This window comes from Pseudoflavonifractor sp. An85 (assembly GCF_002161235.1).
In the GTDB taxonomy this organism is placed as follows: Bacteria; Bacillota; Clostridia; order Oscillospirales; family Oscillospiraceae; genus Enterenecus.
Window position 1 is genome coordinate 72,458 of record NZ_NFHE01000002.1, and the last position, 14,623, is coordinate 87,080.

The following is a 14,623-nucleotide window of genomic DNA, read 5'->3' on the forward strand; positions in this document are numbered from 1 at the left end:
TTCCAATTTCTATATACTCGGGAAAGTTTCCAAATTAGTTCACATTTGTGGAATATATTATTCCGTGAAAAGAGTATTGTTCTTAGGCGAAGCCGCCAAGCTGTAAATAGCTAAAAAATTCCCTCGGCTCATAGAGCCGAGGGAATTTTTTTCTTATTGGAAGGTGGGAGTCAACTCCACCTTGCCCTCCACGCACTTGATGTCCAGGGCCACAATGGGCTGGGCGTAGTGGTCGATGAGCAGGGTGGCGATGGCGTCCTCCAAGTCCTTCTGAATCTGGCGGCGCAGGTTGCGGGCGCCGTAAGTGGCGGAATAGGAGGTGTCCACCAGATAGTCCAGCACGCTCTCGTCGTAGGTGAAGGTGATGCCCTTACCCTGGAGCACCTGATTGAGCTCGCCCAGCATGATCTTGGCAATTTCCTTGAAGTTCTCCTGGGTCAGCTGGTTGAAGCAGATGATCTCATCCACCCGGTTGATGAACTCGGGGCGCAGGAAGGCATCCAGGCCCTTCATGGCCTTCTCCTTGGCCAGCTGGGTGGGGGAGCGGTCAAAGCCCAGGGAGCCGCCCTTGACGTTGCTGCCGGCGTTGGAGGTCATGACAATGACGGTGTTCTCGAAGTTGACCACCTTGCCGTGGGCATCCGAAATATGGCCGTCGTCCAGAATTTGCAGCAGCACGTTGAGCACGTCGGGGTGGGCCTTTTCGATTTCATCAAAGAGAATGACAGAGTAGGGCTTGCGGCGGATCTTCTCGGTGAGCTGTCCGGCATCGTCATAGCCCACATAGCCCGGGGGAGAGCCGATGATGCGGGATACCGCGTGCTTCTCCATAAACTCGGACATATCCAGGCGGATGAGGGACTCGGGGGAGTCGAACAGGTCGGCAGCCAGCTGTTTCACCAGCTCGGTCTTGCCCACACCGGTGGAGCCTACGAAGATGAAGGACACAGGTTTGCGCTTGGGGGAGATGCCCACACGGCCCCGGCGGATGGCACGGGCCACGGCGGACACCGCCTCGTCTTGACCCACCACGTGGGTTTTCAGACGGTCTTCCAGCTTGGCCAGGCGCTCAAACTCCTGCTCCTGGATTTGGCTGGCGGGAATCTTGGTCCACAGCTCCACCACCTGGGCCAGATGGGCCACGGTGACCATGGGGTCGCCCAGGGCACGCAGCTCTTCCAGCTGGGCGCCCAGCTGGGCCTGACGGCTTTTCAGCTCTGCCAGACGCTGATAGGCCTTCTGGCTGCTCTGGTCTTGGAGCATGTGCTTTTCCTGGGAGACCTGGGCGAGCTGCTGCTGCAACTCCCGCAGCTGGCCCCGGCGGCTCTCCTGACGCTCCTGGAAGGCGGGGTCATCCCGGTTGGGGGCCTCGTTGTCATCCCGACTGATGGCCATTTCCAGGCTGTCCCGCTGCCGCTGGAGCTTCTGCTCCTGCAGCTGCAACTCGTGAACCTGGGGATTGTCTTCCCCAGAGGTGGCGGCCAGCACCACGTCCATTTCTTTGGCGTAGTCTGCCAGTTCCTTTTCGATCTCTGCCATGCGGGCCAGATTCTTGTTGTGCAGGTTCACCTCCGAGGCGGCCTCGTCGATGAGGTCGATGGCCTTGTCGGGAAGGTAGCGGTCGGTGATGTACCGCTCGCTCATGGACACCGCCTGACGGCAGATGTCGGGGGTGATGACCACGTGGTGGTAGCCTTCGTAGTAAGGGGCGATACCCTGGAGAATCTGGGTGGCCTCCTCCATGGAGGGCTCCTCCACCATCACAGGCTGGAAACGACGCTCCAGAGCGGTGTCCTTTTCGATATACTTGCGGTACTCGGTGAGGGTGGTGGCGCCAATGACCTGAATCTCACCCCGAGACAGGGCGGGTTTGAGGATGTTGGCGGCGTTCATGGAGCCTTCTGCATCACCAGCGCCCACAATGGAGTGCACTTCGTCAATGACCAGGATGATGTTGCCCAGCTTCTTGATCTCCTCAATGAGGCCCTTCATGCGGCTCTCAAACTGGCCACGGAACTGGGTGCCGGCCACCAGGGCGGTGAGGTCCAGCAGATACACCTCTTTGTCCAACAGCTTGTAGGGCACTTGTCGGTCATGAATCTTTTGGGCCAGCCCCTCGGCAATGGCGGTTTTACCCACGCCGGGCTCACCGATGAGACAGGGGTTGTTCTTTTGACGGCGGTTGAGAATCTGGATGGTGCGCTGAATCTCGTTGTCCCGGCCCACGATGCGGTCCAGCTTGCCCTCCTGGGCTTTGCGGGTCAGGGAGATGCAGTAGTTCTCCAGGAACTTGCGCTTGGGAGGCTTGGGCGGGGCGTTTTTCTCCTCCTTGCCGCCGCCACGATGGGCGGGGCCTTCGGGGTTGGGCTGGCCGCCGAAGAGCTTGTTGAGGAATGGGAAGGTGGCGGTGCGCCCCTCGTCCTCCTCTTCGTCCGGGTTCTCCGGGCGCTCCTGGGCCAACTGCTCCAGCCCTTCCACGCCGCCGAAGGCGGACATCATCTCATGGGACAGAGAGTCCAGATCCTCGTCGGAGATGCCCATTTTCTGCATCATATCGTCCACAGGCTTCAAGCCCAATTCCCGGGCGCATTTTAGGCACAGACCTTCGTTTTTGGTCTCGCCGTTTTCAATTTTGGTAATGAAAATCACCGCCACATTTTTGTGGCAACGGGTACATAATGTCGGCTGCATATGAAACTCCTTTCGGAAGATATCCTTTGGGGGATACCCTACCAGAAGAATATGAACTGGGCATGAAGAAACCGAAGAATTTCACCGCTTTCTCAGATCAGCAACTGATCCAAAAAAGCGCCCAGTCCCTTGGGGGTAAACAGAGTCAGGATGGGGGTGGTGGGCTGCTGAGGCACCACATTGGCCAGCTGGCCCAGCCACACCAGAACAAAGATGATGAGCACAGCCTTCAAAAGACCGGCGGCCAGACCGCCCACGGTGTTCACCGCAGCCAGAATGGGCAGGTGGAAGGCCAGGTCCAGAATATGGCTGACCAGGAACCAGACGATGAGGATGAGCAGGAAGGACAGGGCAAACAGTGCTGCCTTTGCCACCACCTTGGACAGGTAATCGGCCAAGGCGCTGGCCACCGTCAGGCCACCCTCGCTGGGGATGGACTCCTGCTGGTCAGCCAGGTCCAGAAAGTAGGCCAAACCGGCAAACAGACCCTTCTCCTCCATGGAGTCCAGCAGCTGCTCCAACGTGTAGTTGATGGTGGGTTCCTGAGCGTCGGGGACCAGATTGGAGGGAGGCTGTTGGGTTTCCTCCTGGGCCTGCTCGGGCTCTGCCCCCCGGATGGTCTGGTAAATGGCGGGCTCCACAATGTGGGCTACCGGTGCATAAAACTGGTTGGAGATGAACTGAGCGCCAAAGAAGGCCACAAACAGACCCAGTAGTCCACACAAGGTGAGAATCAGGCCCTTCTTGGCGCCACGCCATGCGAAGAAGGCCAAAACAACTAGAATGATGACATCAAAGAAATACGCGACCATGGAATCCTCCTTATCTATACGCCTCTGGGGGCAATCTCATTCATTTTGGATGAAAGTCTCCCAGAGACATGGTGTGGTATGGCCTCAGGGCACGTAAAAACTGGCGCTGTCTGCGGTGAGGAGAATGGCAGAGCCGTCCTCCATGAGAAGCACTTGGCGGGCGCCCTGGGTACTGTCCAAGGTGGCGTATAGCTCCAAATCCTTGGTGTAAAGGTTCAACTGGCTGCCGGTGAGCACTGCGATGTACCGACCGGAGGCGGAAATGGACAGCACTTGCTGGTCAATCTCCAAACTCTTGTGGGTACCGTCCTGATTGATGACCCACAGCTCGCCCTGACTTCCGGCCCGGTATTTGGCCAGCAGGGCCACGGCGTAGTCCGAACCGGCCAGAGAGTACCGTTTGAGGTGCATGTCGTTCCAGTTCACGGTGGTGGTGTTCCCCTCGTGGTCGGTGATGGACAGGTTCTGATCGGCCATGGACCACACATGGGTGGCGGTGTGGCGGGTCTCCAGCACTACCGAGGAACCCAGCGAGCAGGTGAGGTTGGGCTGGAAGTCGCCAGAATCTCCGGTGTTCAAGGTGTACAGAGACAGGGAGGAGTTGAACACACCGTCCTCCTGACCCACGTTGAGGATGGATAGGGTCTTGCCGTCATCCGACAGGACTGCATCCATGACGTAGGCGGTGGAGAGGTTGACGTTCATCAGCTTTTCGTAGTTGCTGCTGTACACCGTCACCGTACCCTTGTAGCCGCTGCTCTGGCTGACCACCGTCAGCTGCCCATTTTGGTTGAGGTGAGCGGAGAGAATGGATTTGAGTTCGGTGGTGGACCAGATCACTTCCCGCTGTCCCAGCACGTACAGGGAGGAGCCTCCGGCGTCGTATACCACGGCCAGAGAGCCGTTGGTGCTCACCACCGGGTTTTCCATGGACACGGTCATGTCCACGTACTGGGTGCCGCTGCCGGAGTACAGGGAAATGGAGGTGTTGGAACACACCAGCAAATCGCCGTCCAACACGGCGAAAGTGTCCTCCAGGCTCCCATTGTGGAGGAAGGATTCCGCCTGACCACTGTCGTTGAGCACCAGGGAGCGGTAGTGAATCCACCGCTTGAAGTTGTCCAGGGACAGCCGGTCCCGGAACACCACCACAGCCACGGCGCCAATGACCATGACCACGGCCAGCAAAAACAGAAGCACCCGCACAATGAATTTGGGCTTTTTTTGCTGCGTATCTGTTTGTTTCATGTTTGTATCATCCATAGTGATTACCTCTAAAGAACGTCCTCTTCATACCAGAGGTTGGTCATGTACAGACCGTCCGGGGGAGCGGTGGGTCCGGCCAGAGTGCGGTTGCGGGAGGACAAAATGTGGGGAATATCCTGGGGGTCCAATTTGCCCTCGGCGGCATAGATGCAGGTGCCCACCATAGCCCGCACCATGTTGTAGAGAAATCCGTCGGCGCACACCCGGCAGTCGATGATCTGCCCGTGGCGCTCAATGTCGAAGTAGTGGACGGTGCGCACGGTGGTGCGGGTCTCGGTGCCCACCGAGCGCACGGCGGCAAAGTCGTGAGTGCCCACAAACTGGGCTGCCGCCGCCGCCATGATGCTCTCGTCCAGATGGCGAGGGTAGAACCACACCCGGTTAACGTAAAAGGGGTCCCGGATGCGGGAGTTGTAAATGCGGTAGGTGTATTCTTTCTTGATGCAGGAGCCAATGGCGTTGAACTCGTCGGGCACCAGGGTGGCCTTGGACACCACAATGTCATCGGGCAGACGGGTGTTCACCGCCAGGGGCAGCCGCTCCAGGGGGATGGCAGAGGTGGTGCGGAAGTTGGCCACGTAGGTGCGGGCGTGGACCCCGGCATCGGTGCGCCCCGCTCCGGTGACCTTCACCGGGTGGTTGACCACAAAGGACAGGGCCTTTTCCAGGGTTTCCGCCACGGAGACGGCGTTTTTTTGCACCTGCCAGCCGTGATAGGCGGTACCGGTGTAGCTCAGGCGCAGGGCGATGTTTCTCTGTTGCATGCAGATCCCTCACAAAAACAGATAGTGAAATTACAGGCCCCAGTGGCCCATCACGCCGATGACTACCGCCACCACCACCATGGCAACCAGGAACACCCCGTCCGTGGGGCGCAGTTTCAACTGGCTCATGCGGGTGCGGCCCTGTCCGCCGTGGTAGCAGCGGCACTCCATGGCCGTGGCCAACTCGTCGGCCCGACGGAAGGAGGAGATGAACAGGGGCACCAGCAGGGGAATGAGGGCCTTGGCCTTGCGGACAAGTCCGCCGGAGTCAAAGTCTGCACCCCGGGCCCGCTGGGCACACATGATCTTGTCCGTCTCCTCAATGAGGGTGGGGATGAAGCGCAGAGCGATGGACATAATCATGGCCAGCTCGTGCACAGGCACCCGAATCTTGTTCAAAGGGGAGAGCAGGCTCTCCAGCCCGTCGGTGAGGGCAAGGGGAGAGGTGGTATAGGTCAGCAGGAAGGTGGCGCAAATGAGCATCAAAATGCGGACCACCATGAAAAAGGCGTGTAAAATTCCCTCAAAGGTGATGGTGAAAATCCAAAAGGATACCAGAGGGGTGCCGGGGGTGTAGAACATGTTGAGCACAGCGGTGAAAATCAGCAGGAAAATCACCGGTTTCATGCCGCCCAGCAGGGTTTTGGCCCGGATGTGGGCCACGGCGCAGCCCCACACCAGCAGGGCCAGCATCAGCGCATAGGTGACAAACCACTGGGCCAGAAACAGGGCTACCAGATAGGCAATCAGCCCCAGCAGCTTCATCCGGGGGTCCAGGCGGTGGAGAAAGGAGTTGCCGGGGAAGAATTGTCCCAGGGTGATGTCCTTCAGGTTCATGCCTTCGCCCCCTTTCGGGCCAGCAAGATGGCGTCCCGGGCCTGCTCCACGGTGTACACCGAGGCGGGCACATCATAGCCCATGGCCCGCAGACGGGCAAAGACCCGGGTCATTTCGGGCACGCCCAATCCCATGCTCTCCAGCTCAGAGCCGTGGGAGAACACCTCTTGGGGAGTGCCGGAGTAGGGAATGGTGCCCTCCCGGAACACCAGCAGCCGCTGGGCCTCCCGGGCCACTTCGCTCATGGAGTGGGACACCATGATGATGGCGGCCTTCTTCTCCCGGTGGTAGGCCCGGATGTTGCCCAGAATCTGGGCGGCTCCCGCCGGGTCCAATCCGGCGGTGGGCTCGTCCAAAATGAGCACCTTGGGCTCCATGGCGATGACTCCCGCAATGGCCACCCGGCGCTTTTGTCCACCGGACAGGTCAAAGGGGGACTTTTCCAGGGTGTGGTCGTCCAGACCCACAAAGCGGGCAGCTTGACGCACCCGGCGGTCCACTTCCTCCTGGCCCAGGCCCATGTTGTTGGGGCCAAAGGCGATGTCACGGTATACCGTCTCCTCAAAGAGCTGGTACTCCGGGTACTGAAACACCAGTCCCACCTGGAAGCGCACCTGACGGGTGCGCTCCTTGGAGCTCCAGATGTCCTCGCCGTCAAAGAGCACTTGACCCCCAGTGGGGCGCAACAGGCCGTTGAGGTGCTGAATGAGGGTGGATTTTCCCGAGCCAGTGCGGCCAATGATGGCCAGGTATTCCCCCGGGGCCACGGTGAGGTCAACGCCCTGCAAGGCCGTGTGCTCAAAGGGGGTACCCTGGCTGTAAATATGGGTGAGTTGTTTGGTTTCAATGATAGGCGTCATAGATACGGGCCTCTCTTATCGGGGTAGAATTTGGGCCACAGCCCGGGCGCAGTCTTCGGGGTTGAGTACGTCCAGAGGCACGTCCAGACCCGCCTGACGCAGTTCATACATCAGGGCCACGGAGTCGGGCACTTCCAGCCCCATTCGGCGTAGCCCCACCACGTCCTGGAACACCTGGGCGGGGGGACCATCCTTAACCACGTGGCCGTTGTCCATGACCACCAGGCGCTGAGCCCGGGCGGCCTCGTCCATGTGGTGGGTGATGAGCACCACGGTCATGCCCAGCTGCTGGTTGAGCTGGCAGATGGTGTCCAGCACCTCCCGCCGACCCACCGGGTCCAGCATGGCGGTGGGCTCGTCCAATACGATGCATCGGGGGCGCATGGCCAGAACACCGGCGATGGCCACCCGCTGCTTCTGACCGCCAGAGAGCAGGTGGGGGGCGTGGCGGGCGTATTCCGTCATGCCCACCGCTTCCAGGGCCTCATCCACCCGGCGGCGGATTTCCGCCGAGGGCACCCCCAGGTTTTCCGGGGCAAAGGCCACGTCTTCTTCCACCACGCTGGCTACGATCTGGTTGTCCGGGTTCTGGAACACCATGCCCACGGTGCGGCGGATGTCCAGCAGCAGATTCTCGTCCACGGTGTCCATGCCGTCCACATACACCTTGCCCCCAGAGGGGAGCAAAATGGCGTTGAGGTGCTTGGCAAAGGTGGACTTGCCCGAGCCGTTGTGGCCCAATACGGCCACGAAGGTGCCTGCCTCGATGGTCAGGTTCACCTGGTCCAACACGGTGGGGGCGACCCCCTCCGCGGTGGTGTAGCGAAAGGTCAGGTCACAGGCCTGAAGGATGGGATTAGCCATGGCGGACGTTCTCCACGGAAGAAGCCACCCAGCGGCCGGTGGCACCACAGGGCAGGGCCAGACCGGTCTGGGTCACCGGCAGACCCAGCTCGTCGGACACAGTGTGACCGCCGAACTTGCCGCCAATGACGGTTTGCAGAATATAGGTCAGCACCGAGGGGGCCAGACCGGTGGTGTAGGAGTTGAGGATGACAAACAGGGGGTCATCGCTGAGCACCCCGGACACCAGCTCCACAAAGGGGTACAGGTTTTCTTCCAGCTTCCACACCTCGCCGGAGGGGCCGCGGCCATAGGAGGGGGGGTCCATGATGATGGCGTCGTAGCGACGGCCACGGCGAATCTCCCGCTCCACAAACTTGGCGCAGTCGTCAATGATCCAGCGGATGGGTTTGTCCTCCAGGCCCGAGGACTTGGCGTTTTCCCGGGCCCACTGCACCATGCCCCGGGCCGCGTCCACATGGCACACGCTGGCCCCAGCGGCGGCGCAGGCCACAGTGGCCCCGCCGGTGTAGGCAAACAGATTGAGCACGCTGATGGGACGCCCTGCGCGGCGGATAAGATCCTGGGCAAAGTCCCAGTTGGCCGCCTGTTCGGGGAACACGCCGGTGTGCTTGAAGTTCATCAGGCCCACATTCAGGGTCAGTTCTTTATAGTGAATTTGCCAGCGCTCAGGCACCTGCTTGCTGGCCCACTGGCCCCCTCCGGTGTGGGAGCGGGCATAGCGGGCGTGTGCAGTTTTCCAGCCCTTGTGCTGGCGGGGGGTATTCCAAATGGCCTGGGGGTCAGGACGCACCAGGACCTGGTTTCCCCAACGCTCCAGCTTTTCTCCACGGCCGCAGTCCAGCAGCTCATAATCTTTCCAATTTTTGGCCAACCACATGAGCACATTCTCCTCATTATATAATCAAGGTATTATACTACACAGGTGGGAATTAGTCAAACAAGCCGATGAAAAAATCCGCACCGGACAGGGGGTGTCCGGTGCGGTTGGAAGGTATTAGATTTCCAAGGGGTATTGCCCCGTAAAGCACCCGTCGCAGAAGCCACAGCTGGCCTGGGGGGCAATCTGGTGCAGGGATTCCAGGGAGAGAAAGTGCAGGGAGTCGGCCCCGATCATCTCCCGGATCTCCTCCTGAGTGTGGTGGCAGGCGATGAGAGAATCCTGGTCGGGGATGTCGGTGCCGAAGTAGCAGGGGGCAATGAAGGGAGGTGCAGAGGAGTACATATGCACCTGGGTGGCTCCCGCCTCCCGCAGCATGGCCACGATCTGCTTGGAGGTGGTGCCACGGACGATGGAGTCGTCCACCATCACCACCCGCTTGCCTGCCACGCAGCTGGCCAGGGCACCCAACTTGATGCGCACCGCCTGCTCTCGGCTCTCCTGGCCGGGGGTGATGAAGGTGCGGCCAATGTACCGGTTTTTCACCAGTCCTACCCCGTAGGGGATGCCGGAGGCCTCAGCAAAGCCCATGGCGGCGTCCAGCCCGGAGTCAGGTACACCAATGACCACGTCCGCCTCCACGGGGTATTCCTGGGCCAGCAGCCGCCCGGCGTTGCGCCGGGCCAGATGCACCGACTGGCCGCACAGGTCGGAGTCGGGGCGGGCAAAGTAGATATACTCGAAGATGCATAGGTGGCTGGAGGCGTTCTGGCAGTTTTCCCGGATGGAGCGCACCTGAGTGCCTTCCACCACCACAATTTCCCCGGGGTCCAGCTCCCGCTCAAACTCAGCCCCCACGGCGTGGAGGGCGCAGCTCTCCGAGGCGAAGATCACCGCATCCCCCCGACGGCCCATACATAGGGGGCGGAAGCCCCAGGGGTCCCGGGCGGCAATGAGCTTCTGGGGGGACATGACCAGCAGGGAGAAGGCCCCCCGCAGCCCCTTTACCGCACGGCACACTGCCTCTTCCGCCGAGGCGCAGCGCAGCCGCTCCTGGGCGATGGCGTAGGCAATGAGTTCGGAGTCGGTGGTGGTCTGGAAGATGGCGCCCCGGTACTCAAAGAAGGTGCGCAGCTCCTGGGTGTTCACCAGGTTGCCGTTGTGGGCCACGGCCAGGGTGCCTTTGACGTATTTCAGGGTGAGGGGTTGGGCATTTTCCCGCCGTCCGCCGCCGGTGGTGGCGTAGCGCACGTGGCCCACCGCCATGGTGCCCCCCAGCTGGTCCAGCACATCGGGGTGGAACACTTCTCCCACCAGACCCACGTCTTTGTGAAAGGACAGTTCCCGCTGGTTCATGGTGGCGATGCCGCAGGCCTCCTGGCCCCGGTGCTGAAGGGCGTACAGACCGTAATAGGTGGTACGGGCGCAGTCCCCATGGGGGTCGCTGATGCCAAATACGCCGCACTCTTCGTGAATGGACATGGTGATTCCTCCCTGAAACGAAAAATAGGCGCTGTGACCCCTGGGGCCACAGCGCCTTTGCTGCTTTGCGGGCCGAAAAGGGCAATGCCTTTTCCGACCATAGTTTTTGCACCCTGCTGCGCGCAAAGTTTACCCGCCAAAGGCGGTCAAATTCACACTTGCAGGGCGAGAAGTATGTTCTCCCAGGCACATGTCCTGGGAGAACATGAATTTTCATGATTTGCAACACTCAAGAGAACAACGCCTTTGTTGTTCTACGCAATACATGATACCAACTGGAATTTTGCGTGTCAAGAAACAAATTGCCGAAAAATGGTACTCAGCGCAGGGTGGCTCCCAGCTTTTCGGCCAGAGCGGCCAGAATGTGCTGCACCTCGGCCTCAGCCTCTTCGCCAGTGAGAGAGCGGTCGTCGGCCCGCAGGGTCAGGTTGAAGGCCACGGACTTCTTGCCGTCCTCCACGCCCTTGCCCCGGTAGATATCGAAGAGGGTCACGTTCTTCAAAAGGCCATGGGCAGCCTCCTGGATGCAGGCTTCCAGAGCGCCCACGGTGACCGCCTCCTCGCACACCACAGCGATGTCACGGGTGACGGCGGGGAACTTGGGCAGGGGGGTGTACACGGGGTCGGGACCCTTGGCCTGAGCCAGTCCGTTCAAGGCCAGCTGGGCGCAGTACAGCTCGCCATCCACGCCATAGTTCTGAGCCACCAGGGGGTGAATCTGGCCGAAGAAGCCCACGCAGTGCTCACCCACCCACACTTCAGCCACACGGCCGGGGTGGTAGGACACCAGCTCGGTGAGATCAGAACCGGTACGGAAGGTGACGTTCTGGGCCCGCAGGTCCTTCAAAATGGCTTCGATGCAGCCCTTCATGGTGTAGAAATCCATGTCGGTGCCGTAGGCGCCCAGGGTGAGGGTCTTGTTCTCCACCGCCAGACCATTCTCACCGCCGGGGGCGTAGGTGCGGCCCACCTCGTACAGACGCACGTTCTGGTTGCGGTAGTTGTAGTTGCGGGTGAGAATCTCCAGCATGGAGGGGAGGGTGGTGGTGCGCATGATGGAGGTGTCCTCGCCCAAGGGGTTCAGAATCTTCAGGGAGTTGCGGCCCTGGTAGTCAGCGGGCCAGTTGATCTTGTCGTAGCAAGTGGGGGAGATGAAGGAGTAGGTGATGATCTCATCATAGCCCATGGCGCGGCACATACCGCCCACCTGACGCTCCAGCAGCTCCTCGTCGGAGTAGCCGCCCAGAGTGGTCTGACCCCGCATGAGGGTGCAGGGGATGTTGTTGTAGCCGTAGAACCGGGCCACTTCCTCGGCAAGATCCGCCATGCCGATCACATCGCCACGCCAGGAGGGGACGGTAACCTCATTGCCCTCCACCTGGAAGTCCAGGCTGCGCAGGATGCGCACCATTTTCTCCTCGGCCACGTCGGTGCCCAGCAGGGCGTTGATCTTGGCAGGCTCCAGGGTGAGCACCCGGGGCTGGGGCACATAGTTGAGAATGTCGATGATGCCGTCCACCACTTCGCCGGCGCCCAGCATCTCCACCAGCTCACAGGCACGCTGCACGGCGGGGAGGGTGTTCATGGGGTCCAGGCCCTTCTCGAACTTGGCGCTGGCCTCGGTGCGCATGCCCAGAGCCAGAGCGCCCTTGCGGATGGTGGCGCCGTCGAAGCAGGCGGACTCGAACACCACGTCCACGGTGTCGTCCACGATTTCGCTGTTCTCGCCGCCCATGATGCCAGCCAGGCCCACGGCCCGGGTCTCGTCGGCGATGACCAGGTGATTGGCATTGAGGGTGTGGCTCTTGCCGTCCAGGGTGGTCAGCTCCTCGCCCTCCTGGGCACGGCGGACGATGATCTTGCCGCCGTGGACATAGCGGTAGTCAAAGGCGTGCATGGGCTGGCCATACTCCAGCATCACATAGTTGGTGATGTCCACGATGTTGTTGATGGGACGCACGCCCATGGAGCGCAGACGCTCCCGCATCCACTTGGGAGAGGGGGCAATCTTCACGTTGCGCACCATCCGGGCAGTGTACCGGGGCACCAGGTCGGCAGCGGGGGTCTCCACGTCCAGCAGCTCCATGAGGTTGCCCTCGGCGCCACCCTTCACCACCGGCTCGTGGAGGGTCAGGGGCACACCGAAGGTGGCAGACACCTCTCGGGCCAGGCCGATGACGGACAGACAGTCGGGGCGGTTGGGGGTGATCTCAAACTCCACCACGTGGTCGTCGGCGTTGATGATGGGCTTGATGTCGTCGCCGGGCTTGCAGTCCTCCCGGAGCACGAAAATGCCGTCGGGGATGCAGTGGGGGAACTCCGCCTGCTGGGCGTGAAGGTCAGCCAGGGTGCAGATGGAGTCGGTCTTGGTGTTGTAGGCCACCAGATCCCCTTCGTGGAGGTTGGGGCAGTTGGTGTCGGGGGCGGCGGTGCCGTCTCCGGTGTCCAGACAGGTGTGGAAGGTGCCGTCGGGCTGGGAGGCGCACTCCAGGACCTTGGCGGCCACCACGGGGCCGTAAATCTTGTCGCCGGGCTGAATGTCGGCGGAGATGGAGGGCTTGGCGGGGTCCAGGGGCTTGTAGTCCCCCAGAATGGCGGCGGGGGTGATGGCAGCGTAGGGGAAGTCCCGCTCGTCCAGACCCAGCTCCAGCAGACCGCACATCATGCCGTTGGACACAACGCCCCGCAGCTTGCCCTTTTCAATCTTCTTGCCACCGGGCAGGGTGGACTTGTGCAGGGCCACGGGCACCAGGTCGCCGGGATGGACGTTCCAGGCGCCGGTGACGATCTGGATGGGCTCGGCCTGACCTGCGTCAATCTGGCAGACCCACATGTGGTCGGAGTCGGGGTGGCGCTCCATGGACAGGATGCGGCCCACCACCACGTTGGAGATCTCAGCACCCAGATCGTGGGTCAGCTCCACCTTGGAGCCGGACAGGGTCATGGCCTCGGAAAAATCATGGTCATTGGCGTCTACGGTGACAAATTCACGCAGCCAGTTTCTGCTTAAATTCATGGTTCTATTTCCCCTCTTTCCTTAAAACTGCTCCAGGAAGCGCACGTCGTTTTCAAAAATCAGGCGCAGGTCGGCGATTTTGAACCGACGCATGGCGGTGCGCTCCAGGCCGATGCCGAAGGCCCAGCCGGAGTACTCGTTGGGGTCAATGCCGCTCATTTCCAGCACCCGGGGGTGGATCATACCAGCGCCCAGCAGCTCGATCCAGCCCTCGCCCTTACAGGTGGGGCAGCCCACGCCGCCGCACTTGTGGCACTGCACGTCCATCTCGCAGGAGGGCTCGGTGAAGGGGAAATGGTGGGGACGGAAGCGGGTCTTGGTGCCCTTGCCGTAGAGCTTTTCCACCACGGTGTTCAAGGTGCCCTTCAGGTCGGCCATGGTTACGCCCTTGTCGATGACCATGCCCTCCACCTGGTGGAACATGGGGGAGTGGGTGGCGTCCACCTCGTCCTTGCGGTACACACGGCCGGGGGCGATGATGCGGATGGGCAGCTCCATGGTGTCCATGGCGCGCACCTGCATGGGGGAGGTCTGGCTGCGCAGCATCACTCGGCTGTCCTCGTCAAAGTAGAAGGTGTCGGACCAGTCTCGGGAGGGGTGGTTCTCCTCGGCGTTGAGGCGGTCGAAGTTCAGCTCGGCCAGCTCCACCTCGGGGCCGTCCAGCACGGTGAAGCCCATGCCGATGAAGATCTCCTTGATCTCGTCCAGAGCGATATACATGGGGTGACGGTGACCGGCCTTCACGGGCTTGCCGGGGATGGTCACGTCCAGAGCCTCGTCTTTCAGCCGCTGCTCCAGGGCCTGAGCTTCCAGCTTCTTGCCCTGGGTCTCCAGAGCGGCCTCCAGGTCCGCGCGCACCTGGTTGGCCAGCTGACCCATGACGGGGCGCTCCTCGGCGGAGAGCTTGCCCATCTGCTTGAGCACGGCGGTGAGCTCGCCCTTCTTGCCCAGATACTGCACCCGCAGAGCATCCAGAGCGGCCAGGTCAGCGGCGGCCTCGAAGGCACTGAGCGCCTGCACACGAATGTCGTTTAATTGCTGCTTCATCTATTCTCTTCCTTTCGGGTAAAATATAAGGAAATACAAAAAGCCTTTCCTCCCTGACAACAGGGACGAAAGGCCAACCTTCCGCGGTACCACCCGCATTTGTG

The 14,623-nt window shown here is 61.1% G+C and carries 11 protein-coding genes; all 11 read right to left on the bottom strand.

The window, feature by feature from the left end; translation table 11 throughout:
- Window positions 1-153: 153 nt before the first annotated feature.
- On the bottom strand, window positions 154-2,691 hold the full coding sequence (locus B5G37_RS01760) for an ATP-dependent Clp protease ATP-binding subunit (protein WP_087253172.1): 2,538 nt from the start codon (window positions 2,689-2,691) through the stop codon (window positions 154-156).
- 92 nt (window positions 2,692-2,783) lie between these two features.
- Window positions 2,784-3,503, bottom strand: a complete 720-nt coding sequence (locus tag B5G37_RS01765) for a CvpA family protein (protein ID WP_087253174.1) — start codon at window positions 3,501-3,503, stop codon at window positions 2,784-2,786.
- A gap of 84 nt (window positions 3,504-3,587) precedes the next feature.
- On the bottom strand, window positions 3,588-4,751 hold the full coding sequence (locus B5G37_RS01770) for a DUF5711 family protein (RefSeq protein ID WP_143482852.1): 1,164 nt from the start codon (window positions 4,749-4,751) through the stop codon (window positions 3,588-3,590).
- Window positions 4,752-4,777: 26 nt separating this feature from the next.
- A complete protein-coding gene (truA, locus tag B5G37_RS01775; protein WP_087253178.1) occupies window positions 4,778-5,533 on the bottom strand; it encodes a tRNA pseudouridine(38-40) synthase TruA in 756 nt (251 codons plus the stop codon).
- Between the two features lie 30 nt (window positions 5,534-5,563).
- Window positions 5,564-6,370, bottom strand: a complete 807-nt coding sequence (locus B5G37_RS01780) for an energy-coupling factor transporter transmembrane component T (protein WP_087253179.1) — start codon at window positions 6,368-6,370, stop codon at window positions 5,564-5,566.
- Window positions 6,367-7,230 (bottom strand): energy-coupling factor transporter ATPase, encoded by an 864-nt coding sequence (locus B5G37_RS01785; RefSeq protein WP_087253180.1) that lies wholly within the window; start codon window positions 7,228-7,230, stop codon window positions 6,367-6,369. The genes B5G37_RS01780 and B5G37_RS01785 overlap by 4 nt, the downstream gene beginning before the upstream one ends.
- A gap of 15 nt (window positions 7,231-7,245) precedes the next feature.
- Window positions 7,246-8,094: an energy-coupling factor transporter ATPase gene (locus B5G37_RS01790; RefSeq protein ID WP_087253182.1), complete on the bottom strand. Its 849-nt coding sequence runs from the start codon at window positions 8,092-8,094 to the stop codon at window positions 7,246-7,248.
- Window positions 8,087-8,974 (bottom strand): class I SAM-dependent methyltransferase, encoded by an 888-nt coding sequence (locus B5G37_RS01795; protein WP_087253184.1) that lies wholly within the window; start codon window positions 8,972-8,974, stop codon window positions 8,087-8,089. Before B5G37_RS01795 ends, B5G37_RS01790 begins: the two co-directional genes overlap by 8 nt.
- A 117-nt stretch (window positions 8,975-9,091) precedes the next feature.
- Window positions 9,092-10,456: an amidophosphoribosyltransferase gene (gene purF, locus B5G37_RS01800; protein WP_087253186.1), complete on the bottom strand. Its 1,365-nt coding sequence runs from the start codon at window positions 10,454-10,456 to the stop codon at window positions 9,092-9,094.
- A 319-nt stretch (window positions 10,457-10,775) separates the two neighbouring features.
- Entirely contained in the window at window positions 10,776-13,472 is a 2,697-nt protein-coding gene (gene pheT / locus B5G37_RS01805; protein ID WP_087253188.1) for a phenylalanine--tRNA ligase subunit beta, read from the bottom strand.
- A 21-nt stretch (window positions 13,473-13,493) separates the two neighbouring features.
- On the bottom strand, window positions 13,494-14,519 hold the full coding sequence (pheS, locus tag B5G37_RS01810) for a phenylalanine--tRNA ligase subunit alpha (protein ID WP_087253189.1): 1,026 nt from the start codon (window positions 14,517-14,519) through the stop codon (window positions 13,494-13,496).
- Window positions 14,520-14,623: the final 104 nt, after the last annotated feature.